This is a genomic window from Chimaeribacter californicus (genome assembly GCF_002858675.1).
Classification (GTDB): domain Bacteria; phylum Pseudomonadota; class Gammaproteobacteria; order Enterobacterales; family Enterobacteriaceae; genus Chimaeribacter; species Chimaeribacter californicus.
This window is the reverse complement of sequence record NZ_PJZF01000001.1, coordinates 563,922-579,049: the sequence shown is the minus strand read 5'-3', so window position 1 is coordinate 579,049 and position 15,128 is coordinate 563,922. Positions and strand designations below refer to the sequence as shown.

The window sequence follows — 15,128 nt, the reverse complement described above, 5'->3', positions numbered from 1 at the left end:
TTAATTTATGGCGGGGAGAACGGCAGGCAGCCGCGCAGCACCAGCTCGGTGACTTCACGGATAATGTGCTCCTGGGTGGCGGGGGAATCCTGCGTGTCGCGGTACATATTTTTCACCTGTACCGCAAAGTCAGCGTAATACTGGGTGATCGCCCAGATGTGCATGATAAACAGGCGCGCATCCAGCGGGCGGAGCATACCCTGCTCAATCCATTGGTTTATCACTGTTTCTTTCTGGCGGATGTTTTCAGTTGCCTGCGGCCAGTACTTCTCCAGATAGTGGCCGCCGCTCAGCACCTCACTGGTGAAGATGCGTGACAGCGCCGGCTGGGTGAACGAGAAGTGCAGCTTGTTGCGGATATACTGGCTGAGCACCGCGGACGGCCCCGTCAGCGCCGGGTCAAACCGCATGATGTCGTTCCACAGCGTCAATACCTGCTGCAATAGCTCCTCATACAGCTCCTCTTTGCCGGCAATATAGTAATGTAACTGGGTTTTTTTCATCCCGGCACGCAGGGCGATCGCTTGCGTGGTCGCGCCGGAAAACCCTTTCTCGCTGAATTCGCTGATCGCCGCACTGCGGATCACATCAAGCATCCGTTCGCGGGCAATGCGCCCGCGCCCATTGGTTTCACTGTTCATGATGGTGCGTGGTTCCTGCTGGTTGCCTCATTATGGGGCGTGCGCCACGGGGCGTGCCCGGCGTAGAGGCAGTGTAGCGGGGAATGCGGCGTGGCGCACCCCCACTACCGGGCACGGTTTACCCGGCGCTATATACCGGCTCGCCATTGACCCAGGTGGCGTGGATGTTGCGGTCGTCCCCCAGCGTCATCAGCACAAAGAGCTTCTCTGCCAGGGTGGTGCTGTTGGCGGCGCGCAGCTGCTGCAGCGCGGTGGCATTGCCGTCGAGCACCACGAAATCCGCCTCTTTGCCGGGGTCGAAATTCCCGATTTTGTCGTCGAGGTGCAGGGCGCGCGCGCCGCCTAACGTGGCGTGGTAGAACGCCTCAAACGCGGACAGGCGGTACTGCTGCAATTGCCCCACTTTGTACGCCTCGCCCAGCGTGGAAAGGATGCTGAAGGTCGTCCCGGCCCCGATGTCGCTGCCGATGCCGACCCGTACCTGCTGCTCCCACGCCTTTTGCAGGCGGAACAACCCGCTGCCGAGGAACAGGTTTGACGTCGGGCAGAAGGCGATGGCGGAATCGCTGGCGGCCATGCATTCCCACTCGTCATCACACAGGTGCAGGCAGTGGGCGAAGACGCTCTTTTTGCCGGTCAGGCCGTAATCATGGTAAACGCCGAGATAGTGGGCGTGCTCCGGGTAGAGCGCCCTGACCCACGCCACTTCGTCGCTGTTTTCGCTGAGGTGGGTATGCACCCAGGTATCCGGGAACTCCTCCCGCAGGCGGCGCACCGCATTGAGCAACGCCGGTGAGGAGGTCGGCGCAAAGCGCGGCGTCAGCGCGTAACCGAGGCGGCCGCGGTTGTGCCAACGGCGGATCAGGTCGCGCGTCTGCGCGTAGCTGGTCTCCGCCTCCTCCAGCAACGCCTCCGGCGCGTTGCAGTCCATCATCACTTTCCCGGCAATCAGCCGCATGTTCAGGGCCTCCGCCTCGGTAAACAGCGCCTCGACAGACTGCGGGTGGACGGTGCCGAACACCAGCGCGGTGGTGGTGCCGTTGGCCAGCAACTGCCGGATAAAGAACTGCGACATCTCCGCCGCATGCCCGGCGCACTCATATTGCGCCTCCGTCGGGAAGGTGTAATTTTTCAGCCAGGTCAGCAGTTGCTCGCCATAGGCCCCGACCATCTCCGTTTGCGGGTAGTGGATATGGGTATCAATAAAACCGGGCACGATCAGTTTGCCGCGGTAATCCTCAACCGGCGTGCTTTCCGGCAACTGCGCCTGTGCGGCCTTCCAGTCGCCGTGCCAGACAATATGGCCGCCGTTGAGCAGCAGGGCGCCATCCTCCACATACCGTACCCGGCCGGCAATCTCCTCCGGGTGGCTGACGCTGCCGGTGAGGTCAAAAAAATTACCGCGAATGGCGCGGGTCACAGTCTGGTTCATGGTTCTGCCCTTATCAGAAGACGCATCTTAATCATCAGTATGGTTCATCAGCGCTCAGCAAGGGGTGTGCCATGGCGAAAATTTTTCTGTTAACTGTTTGTATCGCCAGCTTTTATTTTTACGCCTGCCCCGGGCAAGCGCACGGCCTGCCGTTTTTCTGCGACAGTCTCTCCGGGCGGCAGAAGGCAAACGGTTGCCCGCCGGAGCGCAACCGTTTGCTGTCCGGTAGCGCTTTAACACCCTGCGCGGGAGTTGCACCCTCTCTGTGCAGGAGCGGCAGAAAAAGAGCCGCAGGGCAGATTTTTTCAGCACAAGATAAGTCGCCTGTTTTTGCTGCATCTGTGCCGTGCAGGGGCATCTCTTGCTGGCCCGGTTTCCTCTGGGAAAATAAAGCTCTGTCCAGGGCGGACGGGAAGGCGCAAGGCCGCCGGTACACCGGTTGACGGTCAAGCCGGATCGGTTATGCTCAAGATTCTTCTGCCCTTCCCCTCACTAAAAAGGCGGTGCCATGTCCGGTTCAGGTCAAAGGCGTTTCTCTGTTTGCAGCAAAATGGACAACCTCAGGAGGCCGCAATGAGGCGTGGCACCATGGAGGGGTCAGCCTTGCCGCTGCTGGTGGCCGGGGCCTTTTTTATGGAAAACCTCGACGCCACGGTAATTGTCACCGCCTTACCGGAGATGGCACGCGCCTTTGGCGTTAAGGCGGTTGACCTGAATATCGGCGTTTCCGCTTACATCCTGACGTTGACGGTGTTTATCCCGGCCAGCGGCTGGATCGCCAACCGCTTCGGCGCACGCCGCGTGTTCACCGCCGCGCTGCTGCTGTTTACCCTCTCCTCCCTGTTCTGCGCCCTGAGCGTCAACCTGATGACCTTCACCGCCGCCCGGATGTTGCAGGGCGTTGCCGGGGCGCTGATGGTGCCGGTCGGCCGGTTGGTGGTGCTGCATAACACGCCGAAATCGGGGCTGATTAAGGCGATCGCCACCATTACCTGGCCGGGGCTGGTGGCCCCGATCCTCGGCCCGGCGGTGGGCGGGTTTGTGACGACCTATGCCTCCTGGCACTGGATTTTCCTGCTGAATTTGCCATTAGGGCTTATCGCTGTCTGGTTCAGTCTGCGGCTGATCCCCGCCCAGCCGGGCGACAAGACAGTGCCGTTTGATATCACCGGCTTTATGCTCACCGGGCTGGCCTGCTTTGGCCTGATGTTCGGCCTCGATCTGTTTAACGGCGTGGCGGAACGCCCCTGGCTGCCGCCGCTCTGCATCGTGACCAGCTTGCTGCTGAGCGCGCTGGCGATCTGGCATGCGCGGCGCACCCCTTACCCGTTGCTGGAGCTCTGGGCACTGCGGCTGAAAAGTTACGCTGTCACGATTTTTGGCGGCAGCCTGTTTCGCATCGCCATCGGCGCGGTGCCGTTTTTGCTGCCTTTGCTGTTCCAGCTTGGTTTCGGCATGAGCGCCTTCCATGCCGGGCTGCTGGTGCTGGCAGTGTTTGCCGGCAACCTGGTGATGAAACCCTTCACCTCGGCGATTCTTTACCGGTTTCCGTTCCGCACTACGCTGTGGGTGAACGGCGTGCTGAACGCGCTGACCATTTTCGCCTGCGCGCTGATCACCCCGCATACGCCGGTCGCGCTGATTGCCGCGCTGCTGTTCGTCAGCGGCCTGACGCGATCGATGCAGTTTACCGCGCTCAACACCCTGGCCTTTTCCGAGGTGCCGCAGCCGCGCATGGGCGGGGCCAACACGCTGTTTAATATGTCGCAACAGCTGGGCGGCGGGCTGGGCATCGCGCTCGGTGCGCTGGCCCTGCGCGCCGGGGAGTGGCTGACGCCGGGCGGTGAGGCCGCGCCGCCGCTGGCCGCCTTCCAGTTCGCCTTCATCATGATGGGGCTGCTGGCGCTGTTGGCCGTGGCGGACACCTTTACGCTCGGCAATACCGCCGGGGACAGCATAAGGCAGAAAACCCTGGAGGAGGCAGCCGGGGAGCGGCGCAAAACCCCGGCGGACTCCGCCAAATAAACGGTGCGGGCTGCTGCGTGTGATTTTCTGCCGCTATGCGGCAAAGTATGGTAGTAGTAGGAACCACAGAAGACCATTAACCCATTAAGGAACAATGACATGATTATTTTGGTTACCGGTGCGACTGCCGGATTTGGCGAAGCCATTACCCGCCGTTTCATCAATGAGGGGCACAAGGTGATCGCCACCGGCCGCCGCCAGGCGCGGCTGGACGCGCTGAAAGAAGCGCTGGGGGATCAGGTCTATGTGGCCCGGCTGGATGTACGCAACCGGGCGGAGATTGAGGAAATGCTGGCCGCGCTGCCCGCCGGATGGCGCGACATCGATGTGCTGGTCAACAACGCCGGGCTGGCGCTGGGGCTGGAACCGGCGCACAAAGCCAGCAGTGACGACTGGGAAACCATGATCGACACCAACACCAAAGGGCTGGTGTTTATGACCCGCGCGGTGCTGCCGGGCATGGTGGAGCGCAACCGCGGGCATGTGGTCAACATGGGGTCGATTGCCGGCAGTTGGCCCTATCAGGGCGGCAACGTCTACGGGGCTACCAAGGCGTTTGTGAAACAGTTCAGCCTGAACCTGCGCGCCGATCTGGCCGGGACACAGGTGCGCGTCACGGACATCGAACCGGGGCTGGTGGGCGGCACCGAGTTCTCCAATGTCCGCTTCAAGGGCGATGATGACAAAGCGAACCAGACCTACGATAACGCCAACCCGCTGATGCCGGATGACATTGCCGAGTCGGTGTTCTGGGCCTGTAATTTGCCGCCGCACGTCAACATTAACCGGCTGGAAATCATGCCGGTGAGCCAGTCCTTTGCCGGGCTGAAGGTACACCGCGACGCCTAAGGCCGCCTGCGGGGCGCTGCTGCCCCGCGTTTCCCCGCCTGCTTTCCGTGTTACCCGTTGCGCCAGCCGGAGACAATAATCAGCATTCCGGCCAGCGCCACCAGCGCGCCCAGCCAGTCAGTGCTGCTAAGGCGCACGCCGTCCACCACCCGCAGCCACACCAGCGCCGTCAGCACATATACCCCGCCATATGCCGCATAGACGCGGCCGCTGGCCGCCGGGTGCAGCGTCAGCAACCATACAAACAGCATCAGGCTCAGCGCGGCCGGCAGCAGCAACCAGCCGCTGGCCCCTTTCTTCAGCCACAACCAGGGCAGAAAGCAGCCGGTAATCTCCGCCAGTGCGGTAGCGAAAAACAGCAGGGTCGTTTTTATCATGGTGCTCCTTCAATGGTGCGTAAACCGGGTGAGTGCCTGGCTGGTGGCTGCGCCCTGAGGTGTTATAATTAGGGATCACTGCGGCCTGAATATAGGGTGCCGTGGTGAGCCAGCGCAGGCGGTGGCCTGCGGCGGATAACCTATAAGGATGAGACGATGAATACAATGTTTATGCCCCGGCTGCTGCGCAGGATTGCGCCTGTTGCCCTGGTCGCGCTCTGTGCGGCCTGGCAAGTTCCGGCACTGGCCGCGACCAATTGCGCCAGCGGCACCTGTATCTTCAACGGCAACGGTGATAACGCCCTCTCCAATGAAGAGGCACGTCAGAATAAAGAGCAGTGGGATGATACCCGTATGCTGCGCAAAAAGGTCAACAGCCGCGCCGAGAAAGAGTTTGATAAGTTTGACAACGCGATTGACCTGAAGGAAGAGTGCGAAAAAAGCATGAACCTGAACGCCTATTGGGAAGCCAATACTGAGCGCTGCCTGGATCGCCGTACCGGCCGTCAGATTAATCCTTAAAAACATTGACTTAAGTTAAATTTTTCACGGAAGGGAAATTTGGCTGCTATCTTTATTGCCTGATGACTTTATTTGATTAAGGACTGAATGATGAAGAAATCTTTACTGCTTGCAGCCGCGGTACTGGCGGTCGCCCCGCTGGCGGCCCAGGCCTCCTGTGAAAGCGTGAAAGCGGATATCAGCCAGAAAATCATTAACAACGGCGTACCCGAATCCGGTTTTACCCTGGATATTGTCCCGAATGATCAGGCTGACCAGTCCGGCGGCCAGGTTGTGGGCCATTGTGAAAACGACACACAGAAGATTGTGTACAGCAAAACCGCCGACGGCAGCAGCGATGCGGACGCGACCGCCAGCCCTCAGACCGGCACCAGCCAGGACGCAGCCCCGGCGCACTGATCCGTTTAGCGACGCACTGATCCGTTTAGAGAAGAATGCTGCGCCTGCCGCACCTGACATCAGGGCACCCTTTGGGTGCCCTGTTTTTTTGCCTGATGTTTGCATCTGCCCGCGAGAGTCAGGAGCGGCTGCCTTCGGCTTCCGGCTCGGCGGGCCGCTGGCTGGGCGGCATCAGCCAGACGGCCGCCAGCGTCAGTACCGCCATCACGGCGGCGGCCACAAATACCCAATGCAGCGAGACTGCCACCTGCTCAGTCAGCCACTGAAGGCGCTCGCTGCCGAGCGCCTGACGTTGCGGGCCATCCATCAACTGTTGCACCGGGTCATTGACGCCCGGCAAACGCTGTTGCAGGTTGAGGTTCAGCGTGCCGCCCAGAATGGCGGTGCCGAAGGCGGAACCAATCAAGCGGGAGAACATGGTGCAGGCGGTGGCAATGCCGCGGATGTGGGTCTCCGCCGCATTCTGCACGGACACCAGATAGGTGGTATTGCTCAGCCCCATGCCGGCCCCCACGGTGAAGGCGGCGAGCCGCGCCCACCAGAGCGTCTGGCCCGGCTGCACCAGCAGCAGGATCAGGCTGCCGGCGATCAGCAGCAGCGCGCCGCACAGCGCGGTAAAGCGGTATGAGGTCACCAGCATCAGGCGGCCGCTCAGGGTGCTGGCCAGCGGCCAGCCAATCGACACCAGCGCCAGCGTGGTGCCTGCTTCCAGCGGTGTACCGCCCATCACGCCCTGGACAAAGGTCGGCAAAAAGGCGCTGATACCCATCAGCACCGCCCCCATCACCAGCCCGCCGACGTTACCCGCCACGATCACCCGGCTCTGCCACAGCGCCAGCGGAAACAGCGGCTCCGGCGTGCGCCGCTCCTGCCGCACCAGCATGACCGCGCTGCCCACCGCCACCGCCAGCAGCGGCACGATGGCCATGCCGAGCGCATCAGCCTGCAACAGCGCCAGCAGCAAGGCGGACACCGAGAGCATCAGCCAGCCGGTACCGGCCAGATCGAGCTGGTGCCGTTGCCCCTTCTCCGCCTCCGGCAGGTAGCGCGCCAGCATCACCATCGCCACGATGCCAATCGGTACGTTGATCCAGAACACCAGCGCCCAGCTGAAATGCCCGACGATAAACGCCCCCAGCAACGGGCCGATCACCGCAGAGACGCCCCAGACGCTGGACAGGTAACCCTGCACTTTTGAGCGCTCCACCGGCGAGTAGATATGGGCGATGATGGTGGAAGCGATCGGCATAATCGCCCCGCCACCCAGCCCCTGCAACGCGCGGAACAGGATCAGCCACAGCATTGAGGGTGCCATGCCGCACAGCACCGACCCGAGCAGGAAAATCATCGTGCCGATAAAGAACATCCGCCGGCAGCCGTAGAGATCCGCCAGGCGCCCATAGATCGGCACACTGATCGCCTGCGTCAGCAGGTAAACGGCAAATACCCAGCCCAGCAAGGAAAAACCACCCAGTTCGCCGATAATGGTCGGCATGGCGGTGGCCACAATGGTGACTTCAATCGCCGCCATAAACATTGCCAGCATACAGGCGGCCAATATCCGCCCACGGTAAGGGATCGGTTTTCGGGCGTTTTCGTGTTGTTTCATTCAACCTTCGCAATTTGCTGATTTTATTTTCACAATGAGTATATCAGCCCGCCGCGATACCGGGCGGGCCACAGGGGATTTTTGCGAGAGGGGCCAAAAAGCGGCAGGAAAGGCGGGGGTCAGCGCGCCAGCAGGCTGAGATCCAGAAAATGGCCCAGCTCACGGGTTTCCGCCCGCGGCAGGTAGGGGATTTCACCCAGCAACGGTGCAGGGATCTTATGGCTGAGCAGGTCGATGGTCTGTGCGTAGTGCGCCAGGCAGGGGTTAATGCGGTTTGCCACCCAACCCAGCAGCGGCAGCCCGTCATTGATGACCGCCTGCGCCGTCAGCAGCGCATGGTTCATGCCGCCCTGCTTGATGCCGACCACCAGAATCACCGGCAGCTGCTGCGCAACCACCCAGTCGGCGTAGCTGTGTTGCGCATCCAGCAGTGTCCACCAGCCGCCGCAGCCCTCCACCACCACGCACCCGGCGCGGGCTTTCAGCGTTGCCAGCCCGTCCGACATGCGGCGGAGCAGCGTGCCGTCAGCCGGGGCGGCGTAGGGTTCATCCTCCGCCAGCGAGCGCACATTCAGGGCCGCATAGGGCAAGTCAATGGTGGAGGCGGCCTGCAACGTCTGCACATCTTTGCTGTGCCAACCCTCTGCGGTTTCTGTGCATTCTGTGGCCACCGGTTTATACCCCACGGCCTGGGTTCCCTGCGCGGCCAGCGCCTGCAACAGGGCGCGTGAAACAATGGTTTTGCCGACATCCGTATCGGTGCCGGTGACAAATACCTGTGTCAACATGGTGGATCTGCTCCGAAAATCGTGTTGAATCAAAAAATTACCGCAGGCAATACTGCGGCGCTCACGTTATCGGGCCAGTCTAGGGGATGAGGGGCAGGCGCTATCTTGAGATAGCGCAAGGTTTTGTTTGGTGAACATCCATAACTACGGCGAATATGATCTGACCCCGGATTAGCCCTGCAACAGCTTTACCAGCAAGGAGCCGTTATAGAGCGCATCCTTGATCAGCGCCGCGCCCGGCATCGTGCCGTGGTTATGGAAATGGGTTGCTTCCAGTTGCAGCGCCTCGCTGTAGGCGGGTAACGATTGCTGGCGCAGGCAGGCCATCATCGCCGGGTGGAGGATCGAGGCCGCGCGGTTCAGCGGGGAGCCAATCAGGATTTTGTCGGGGTTGAACAGGTTCACCATGATGGCCACGATACGGCCGACGTTGTTGCCGACATCCAGAATCAGGTCACGCGCCAGCGGGTCACCGGCCAGCGCCGCATCACACAGGGTTTCCACCGTCAGCGGCACGCCGTGCAGCTGTGAACTCATGGAGACTTTCAGCCGCTGCTGCGCCAGCGCCAGCAGGTTATCGATGCCGGCGACCGTCTCCAGGCAGCCGTGATTGCCGCAGTAGCAGCGCTTGCCGTAAGGGTCGACCTGCACATGGCCAATCTCCGCGACACTGCGGCTGCCGCTGTGCAGCACCCGGCCGCCGGTGATGATCCCGGCGCCGACGTTGTGGTCAATCACCACCTGGATCACGTTCTGCGAGCCGCGTGACGCGCCGTACAGCGCCTCCGCCATCGTCCAGGCACCGATGTCATGCTGGAGGAACACCGGCACCCCGGTACGCTGCGCCAGCGCCGGGCCGAGCGGCATCTCATTGACCGGATAGTAAGGCATGCGGTGGACGATCCCGCCCTGGGCATCAATCATGCCCGGGAGGGTGATGGCGATGGCGGTCAGGCGCTCCAGTTTCTGCTGGTGGCGGATGAAAAACTGGTCGATGGTGGTCAGCAGGCGCTCCAGCAACGGCTGTTCACCCTCTGCGGTCAGCGGGAGTTGCTCCTCCACCACCAGCCGGCTGCTGAGATCGCGCAGCGCCAGGGTCAGGCTGCCGGGGCTGATACGGCCGGAGAGGTAGTGCCAGGCGTCGGTGTCGAGCACCAGCCCCACCGCCGGGCGACCACGGCTGCCGACATCCTGGAACTCGGTTTCCTGCACCAGATGGGCTTCCAGCAATTCACGCACGATCTTGGTGATGCTGGCCGGCGCAAGCTGCGCCAGTTTGGAAAGCTCAATACGTGAAACCGGCCCACATTGGTCGATCAGTCGATACACAGCCCCTGCATTGGTTTGTTTAATCTGGTCTATATGGCCGGGTTGCCCGTCGACGATCACGTACCTGCTCCTGCTATTTTTCGCGCCTCAAAATAAATCATATTCGACATCACAACCCTTTGGGAGCAAAGGCACAACTATTTGATTCGTTATGTGATTTAACGCACAGATTCACCCTGCATTTTGTAGGGAAGGATCACACCGGCGGCGCAACCGGCAGTGGCGCGGCCAGCCCGCGATCCTCCAGCAGCAAATCAAGCAGCGCCTGCGCCGGGGCGGTTAATGCACGGTGGCGGTGGCTCACCAGCCATACCTGCGTAGCGAAGTGCGGGTCGTCCAGCGGCACGTAACGCACCCCGCTGATCCGCAGCCGCGTAAACGAGGCCGGCAAAATTGAGACGCCAAGCCCGGAGGAGACCAGCCCGATAATGGTCATCGCCTCCCCCACTTCCTGAGTGATGTAAGGGCGGATGCCCGCGGCGGCCAGCAGGTCGAGGATTTCATCATACAGGGCGGTGCCGACCAGCCGGGAGAAGAACACAAACGGCTGATCCGCCAGCGCCTGCACCGCCAGGTGTGACGGGTTACCGGCCGCCAGCGGGTGATCCTCCGGCAGCACCGCTACCAGCGGCTCCCGCAGCATCAGCTGGTAGTGCAGCGCCTCGGGCAGCACGGTGTTGCGCATCACCCCGAGATCCAGCTTGCCCTCCAGCAAGGGGCCGATCTGCTGCTTGGTGTTCAGCTCCTCCATCTGGATATGCACATGCGGGTGGAGCTGGCGGAAACGGCGCAGGCTGCGCGAAATGCTGCCGATAAACGGCGACGAGGAGGTAAAACCGATGGTCAACTCACCCACTTCGCCCCGGTGGATGCGCGCCGCCTGCTCGGCGGCATCATTGACCTGCGCCAGAATCTGGTAAGCGTGGCGCAAAAACTGCTCGCCCGCCTGCGTCAGGCTGACGCTGCGGTTGGTGCGGGTCAGCAAACGTGCGTCGATTTGCTGCTCCAGCGTCTGGATTTGCAGGCTTAACGGCGGCTGGGAGATGTTGAGCCGCTCCGCCGCACGGCCAAAATGCAACTCTTCCGCCACGGCGATGAAATAACGCAGGTGGCGCAGTTCAATGTTCATCATATTTTAAAAGTATCAATTGTGATTATTAATATATTAGACAGGAAAATGTGACCTGCCTATGATTTTGTTACCCCTGATTTTCCTATTGATTCACCCACATTAAGGATTGACCGTGACCAGCCCCCAACGCTCCGCGAAAGCCCCTTCCGCGAGCGACGCAGCCAATGACAGTGACGCTGCCCATCAACACCCACTGCCGACTGACGCCCGCCGTACCCTGATTATTCCTGCTGCGCCCCGCGCCGCCAGCCCGTTTATCAAACGCGGCACGCCGCAGTTTATCCGTGTGACGCTGGCGCTGTTCTCAGCCGGGCTGGCGACCTTCGCCCTGCTCTACTGCGTGCAGCCGATCCTGCCGATTTTGTCGCAGGATTTCGGCATCTCACCCGCCAGCAGCAGCCTGTCTCTCTCTGCCTCTACCGGGATGCTGGCGGTCGGGCTGCTGTTTACCGGGCCGCTCTCTGATGCGGTGGGGCGAAAGCAAGTGATGGTGGTGGCGCTGCTGCTGGCGGCGATCTGTACGCTGGTCTGCTCGGTGATGACCAGCTGGGACAGCATCCTGCTGATGCGCGCGCTGGTTGGGCTGGCGCTGAGCGGCGTGGCCGCGGTCGCGATGACCTACCTCAGCGAGGAGATCCACCCCAGCGTAGTGGCGTTCTCGATGGGGCTGTACATCAGCGGTAACTCCATCGGCGGCATGAGCGGCCGCCTGGTCTCCGGTGTCTTGTCAGACTTCTTCTCCTGGCGGGTGGCGGTCGGCGTCGTGGGCGTGTTTGCCCTGGCCGCGGCGCTGATGTTCTGGCGCATTCTGCCGCCGTCGAAACATTTCCGCGCGGCCTCCCTGCGCCCGCGCAACCTGCTGATCAACTTCCGCCTGCACTTCCGGGATGCCGGGCTGCCGCTGCTGTTTGTGGAAGGCTTTGTGATCATGGGCAGCTTTGTGACGCTGTTTAACTATATCGGTTACCGGTTGCTGGCCCAGCCTTACCACCTCAGCCAGGCGATTGTCGGGGTGCTGTCCGTGGTCTACCTGATGGGCACCTACAGCTCGCCGAAAGCCGGGCTGCTCTCCACCCGCTACGGCCCCGGCCCGGTACTGATGGGGGCCATCGGCATGATGCTGGCCGGGATCCTGCTGACCGGGTTGTCGCCGGTGCCGGTGATCCTGCTGGGGATGATGCTGGTGACCGGCGGCTTCTTCGCTGCACACTCGGTCGCCAGCGCCTGGATTGGCCGCCGCGCCCGCCGCGCCAAGGGCCAGGCCTCCTCCCTGTACCTGTTCTGCTACTACGCCGGGTCGAGCGTTGCCGGTACCGGCGGCGGCTTCTTCTGGCACAGCTTTGGCTGGCTGGGAGTGGTGGGCTACATCAGCGTGATGTTGCTCGTCGGCCTCGGCGTAGCGTTGCGCCTGAAAGCCCTGCCGGAAAAACGCGCCCTGGCCTGACCCTTTATCGGGCGCGCCGCGCGCCCGATCTTCCCCGGTTCTCCCCTGATTCGCCCCTTTTTCCCTGCTCAGCGCATAAAACGGTGAAGTTAAAGTAGCCAGTTTGTTTTATATGCAGTATAAAGTGTGTTGTAACTAATTGGAGGGGTGAATGAGTAACTATGACCTGATTGGCCGCATGAATGAGTGTTTTCATGAGCTGGAGCTGGCGCTGGACGACCTTACCCACCTGCTGGGCAAGCTGTCGTTACAGGATGCGCGGGTGTTTGTGTTGCCGGAAATTGAGAAAGGCAAAGAGAACGACCCGGCAGACCAGATCGCCGTGACCCCGCTGATGGGCGACGAGGCGCACCAGCGGGCGTTACAGCATTTCCGCCGGTTGTTCATCCATGACAATGCAGAAAATATCAGCAGCAAGGCCGCGGTCAGGCTGCCGGGGGTGCTCTGCTACGCCGTGACGCCGGATGAGCAGCAGGCGGTGCAGTTGCTGATTGAGGAAGTGAACAAACTGAAGGCGGAGCTGGAGCATATTGTGACGGTGGAATCCGGCCTTGAGCGCGAGCAGCGTTTCGACTTTGTGCACACCCACCTGCGCGGGCTGATTACCCTGAACGCCTACCGCACCGTGACTTACCTGCTGGAGCCGGGTTCCGTGCGCTTTGGCTGGGCCAATAAACACATCATCAAAAACGTGACGCGGGAAGAGATTGTCGAGCAGCTGAACCGCAGCCTCAAAGCCGGGCGCGCCGTGGCACCTTATACCCGCGAGCAGTGGGCCGAGCATGTCACACGTGAGATCAATGACGTGATGCGGCTGCCGGAAAACGCCGCGCTGAAGATCCGCCGCCCGGTGAAAGTGCAGCCGATCGCCCGTGCCTGGTACCCGGCGCAGCAGAAACAGGTGCAGCACCCCTGCCCGATGCCGCTGATTGTGCTGTGCGGCCGCGTGGGCTCGCACGTCAAAGCGCCCAAACTCGGTGCCCTGCCCGACTATGACGCCGCCAACATCAAGCACAAATACCGCCCGGCCGCGCAGCCCCTGCACCTGCTGATCCCGCGCCTGCATCTTTACACTGACCATCTGGTCAACTGACAGACGTAAAAAAGCCGGCAAGCGCCGGCTTTTTGTTTTTCTACAGTTTATCGCTCAGCCCATTACAGCTTCATGCTGCCGACCATCTCTTCCGGGCGCACCCATTCGTCAAACTGCTCTTCCGTCAGGTAGCCCAGTTTCAGCGCCGAGGCTTTAAGCGTCAGCCCCTCTTTGTGCGCCTTTTTGGCGATCTCGGCGGCTTTGTCATAGCCGATGTGGGTATTCAGGGCAGTGACCAGCATCAGCGATTCATTGAGCAGCTGGGTAATGCGGTCACGGTTCGGCTCTATGCCCACCGCGCAGTGCTCGTTAAAGCCGCGCATGCCGTCCGCCAGCAGGCGGATGGATTGCAGGAAGTTATGGATCACCATCGGGCGGAACACGTTCAGCTCGAAGTTACCGGACGCGCCGCCGATGTTGACGGCCACGTCGTTACCCAGCACCTGCGCGCACAGCATGGTCATCGCTTCGCACTGGGTCGGGTTGACCTTGCCCGGCATGATGGAACTGCCCGGCTCATTTTCCGGGATGGAGATTTCACCGATGCCGCAACGCGGGCCGGAAGAGAGCCAGCGCACATCGTTGGCGATCTTCATCAGCGAGGCGGCCAGCCCTTTCAGTGCGCCGTGGCCGTGCACCAGCGCATCACAGGTTGCCAGCGCTTCGAACTTGTTCGGCGCGGTGACAAACGGCTGGCCGGTGAGGTCGGCCAGGGCTTTCGCCACACGCTCAGCGTATTCCGGGTGGGTGTTCAGGCCGGTGCCGACGGCGGTGCCGCCCAGTGCCAGCTCGCACAGGTGCGGGATGGAGGCCTCAATATGCTTCAGGTTGTGCGCCAGCATCGCGACCCAGCCGGAGATCTCCTGGCCCAGGGTCAGCGGCGTGGCGTCCTGCAGGTGGGTACGGCCGATTTTGACGATGTCTTTGAACGCGTCAGCTTTGTCAGAGAGCGTCTGGTGCAGGGTTTTCAGCTCCGGCAGCAGGGTTTCACGCACCGCGATCACCGCCGCGACGTGCATTGCCGTCGGGAAGACGTCATTCGAGCTCTGGCTCTTGTTGACGTCATCGTTCGGGTGCACCAGGCGGCCATCACCGCGCTCGCCGCCCAGCAGCTCGCTGGCGCGGTTAGCCAGCACCTCATTCATGTTCATGTTGGTCTGGGTGCCGGAACCGGTCTGCCAGATCGACAGCGGGAACTCGTTGCTGTGCTTGTCAGCCAGCACCTCGTCTGCGGCTTGCAGAATCGCGTTGCCGCGCTCCGCAGGCAACAGGCCCAAATCCATGTTAACGCTGGCGGCGGCGCGTTTGGTCTGCGCCAGGGCGTGGATCAGCGCGGTGGGCATTTTTTCCGAAGAAATGCGGAAATGCTCTAATGAACGCTGGGTTTGCGCGCCCCACAACTGTTCTGCAGGAACTTCAATCGGCCCCATTGAGTCTTTTTCAATGCGAGTGGCTGCCATTACTTTCTCCTTAGATACATAGCACATA

Annotated in this window: 14 protein-coding genes; 6 read left to right on the top strand and 8 right to left on the bottom strand. The window is 61.5% G+C overall.

Annotated elements, in window-relative coordinates; all coding sequences use genetic code 11:
- Positions 1 to 5: 5 nt before the first annotated feature.
- The gene (locus CYR55_RS02690) at positions 6 to 641 is read right to left on the bottom strand and encodes a TetR family transcriptional regulator C-terminal domain-containing protein (RefSeq protein ID WP_241522061.1); all 636 of its coding nucleotides are present in this window, start codon (positions 639 to 641) and stop codon (positions 6 to 8) included.
- Between the two features lie 118 nt (positions 642 to 759).
- Positions 760 to 2,073, bottom strand: a complete 1,314-nt coding sequence (gene guaD, locus CYR55_RS02685) for a guanine deaminase (protein WP_101814596.1) — start codon at positions 2,071 to 2,073, stop codon at positions 760 to 762.
- Positions 2,074 to 2,646: 573 nt separating this feature from the next.
- Between guaD and CYR55_RS02680 the strand changes: the two genes are divergently transcribed.
- Positions 2,647 to 4,098 (top strand): MFS transporter, encoded by a 1,452-nt coding sequence (locus CYR55_RS02680; RefSeq protein ID WP_165699507.1) that lies wholly within the window; start codon positions 2,647 to 2,649, stop codon positions 4,096 to 4,098.
- Positions 4,099 to 4,197: 99 nt separating this feature from the next.
- Positions 4,198 to 4,947, top strand: a complete 750-nt coding sequence (ydfG, locus tag CYR55_RS02675; protein WP_101814595.1) for a bifunctional NADP-dependent 3-hydroxy acid dehydrogenase/3-hydroxypropionate dehydrogenase YdfG — start codon at positions 4,198 to 4,200, stop codon at positions 4,945 to 4,947.
- Positions 4,948 to 4,997: 50 nt separating this feature from the next.
- Here the strand turns inward: ydfG and CYR55_RS02670 are convergent, their stop codons facing one another.
- Positions 4,998 to 5,324, bottom strand: a complete 327-nt coding sequence (locus tag CYR55_RS02670; RefSeq protein WP_101814594.1) for a YnfA family protein — start codon at positions 5,322 to 5,324, stop codon at positions 4,998 to 5,000.
- Between the two features lie 156 nt (positions 5,325 to 5,480).
- Between CYR55_RS02670 and CYR55_RS02665 the strand changes: the two genes are divergently transcribed.
- Together CYR55_RS02665 and CYR55_RS02660 are read left to right on the top strand one after the other, a co-directional pair.
- On the top strand, positions 5,481 to 5,846 hold the full coding sequence (locus CYR55_RS02665; RefSeq protein ID WP_101814593.1) for a DUF1283 family protein: 366 nt from the start codon (positions 5,481 to 5,483) through the stop codon (positions 5,844 to 5,846).
- 90 nt (positions 5,847 to 5,936) lie between these two features.
- Positions 5,937 to 6,245, top strand: a complete 309-nt coding sequence (locus tag CYR55_RS02660) for a DUF1161 domain-containing protein (protein ID WP_101814592.1) — start codon at positions 5,937 to 5,939, stop codon at positions 6,243 to 6,245.
- A 118-nt stretch (positions 6,246 to 6,363) separates the two neighbouring features.
- Here CYR55_RS02660 and CYR55_RS02655 read toward each other — a convergent pair whose 3' ends face one another.
- The 4 genes from CYR55_RS02655 to CYR55_RS02640 form a co-directional block, all read right to left on the bottom strand.
- A complete protein-coding gene (locus CYR55_RS02655) occupies positions 6,364 to 7,854 on the bottom strand; it encodes an MDR family MFS transporter (protein ID WP_241522060.1) in 1,491 nt (496 codons plus the stop codon).
- Positions 7,855 to 7,973: 119 nt separating this feature from the next.
- Positions 7,974 to 8,642, bottom strand: coding sequence for a dethiobiotin synthase (gene bioD, locus CYR55_RS02650; RefSeq protein WP_101814590.1), 669 nt, complete (start codon positions 8,640 to 8,642; stop codon positions 7,974 to 7,976).
- A gap of 171 nt (positions 8,643 to 8,813) precedes the next feature.
- Positions 8,814 to 10,031: a sugar metabolism global transcriptional regulator Mlc gene (mlc, locus tag CYR55_RS02645; protein ID WP_101814589.1), complete on the bottom strand. Its 1,218-nt coding sequence runs from the start codon at positions 10,029 to 10,031 to the stop codon at positions 8,814 to 8,816.
- 136 nt (positions 10,032 to 10,167) lie between these two features.
- On the bottom strand, positions 10,168 to 11,100 hold the full coding sequence (locus tag CYR55_RS02640) for a LysR substrate-binding domain-containing protein (protein WP_101814686.1): 933 nt from the start codon (positions 11,098 to 11,100) through the stop codon (positions 10,168 to 10,170).
- Between the two features lie 115 nt (positions 11,101 to 11,215).
- Between CYR55_RS02640 and CYR55_RS02635 the strand changes: the two genes are divergently transcribed.
- Both CYR55_RS02635 and tus read left to right on the top strand, forming a co-directional pair.
- The gene (locus CYR55_RS02635) at positions 11,216 to 12,547 is read left to right on the top strand and encodes an MFS transporter (RefSeq protein WP_101814588.1); all 1,332 of its coding nucleotides are present in this window, start codon (positions 11,216 to 11,218) and stop codon (positions 12,545 to 12,547) included.
- Positions 12,548 to 12,698: 151 nt separating this feature from the next.
- Complete coding sequence (gene tus / locus CYR55_RS02630) at positions 12,699 to 13,640, top strand: DNA replication terminus site-binding protein (protein ID WP_101814587.1); 942 nt, start codon at positions 12,699 to 12,701, stop codon at positions 13,638 to 13,640.
- A 62-nt stretch (positions 13,641 to 13,702) separates the two neighbouring features.
- On the opposite strand, the gene fumC is transcribed toward tus, so the two are convergent.
- Positions 13,703 to 15,100 (bottom strand): class II fumarate hydratase, encoded by a 1,398-nt coding sequence (gene fumC, locus CYR55_RS02625; RefSeq protein WP_101814586.1) that lies wholly within the window; start codon positions 15,098 to 15,100, stop codon positions 13,703 to 13,705.
- Positions 15,101 to 15,128 lie beyond the last annotated feature (28 nt).

Coding starts and splice junctions, on each gene's coding strand:
- CYR55_RS02690 (WP_241522061.1), bottom strand. CDS start 641: ATGAACAGTGAAACCAATGGGCGCGGGCGCATTGCCCGCGAACGGATG.
- guaD (WP_101814596.1), bottom strand. CDS start 2,073: ATGAACCAGACTGTGACCCGCGCCATTCGCGGTAATTTTTTTGACCTC.
- CYR55_RS02680 (WP_165699507.1), top strand. CDS start 2,647: ATGAGGCGTGGCACCATGGAGGGGTCAGCCTTGCCGCTGCTGGTGGCC.
- ydfG (WP_101814595.1), top strand. CDS start 4,198: ATGATTATTTTGGTTACCGGTGCGACTGCCGGATTTGGCGAAGCCATT.
- CYR55_RS02670 (WP_101814594.1), bottom strand. CDS start 5,324: ATGATAAAAACGACCCTGCTGTTTTTCGCTACCGCACTGGCGGAGATT.
- CYR55_RS02665 (WP_101814593.1), top strand. CDS start 5,481: ATGAATACAATGTTTATGCCCCGGCTGCTGCGCAGGATTGCGCCTGTT.
- CYR55_RS02660 (WP_101814592.1), top strand. CDS start 5,937: ATGAAGAAATCTTTACTGCTTGCAGCCGCGGTACTGGCGGTCGCCCCG.
- CYR55_RS02655 (WP_241522060.1), bottom strand. CDS start 7,854: ATGAAACAACACGAAAACGCCCGAAAACCGATCCCTTACCGTGGGCGG.
- bioD (WP_101814590.1), bottom strand. CDS start 8,642: ATGTTGACACAGGTATTTGTCACCGGCACCGATACGGATGTCGGCAAA.
- CYR55_RS02640 (WP_101814686.1), bottom strand. CDS start 11,100: ATGAACATTGAACTGCGCCACCTGCGTTATTTCATCGCCGTGGCGGAA.
- tus (WP_101814587.1), top strand. CDS start 12,699: ATGAGTAACTATGACCTGATTGGCCGCATGAATGAGTGTTTTCATGAG.
- fumC (WP_101814586.1), bottom strand. CDS start 15,100: ATGGCAGCCACTCGCATTGAAAAAGACTCAATGGGGCCGATTGAAGTT.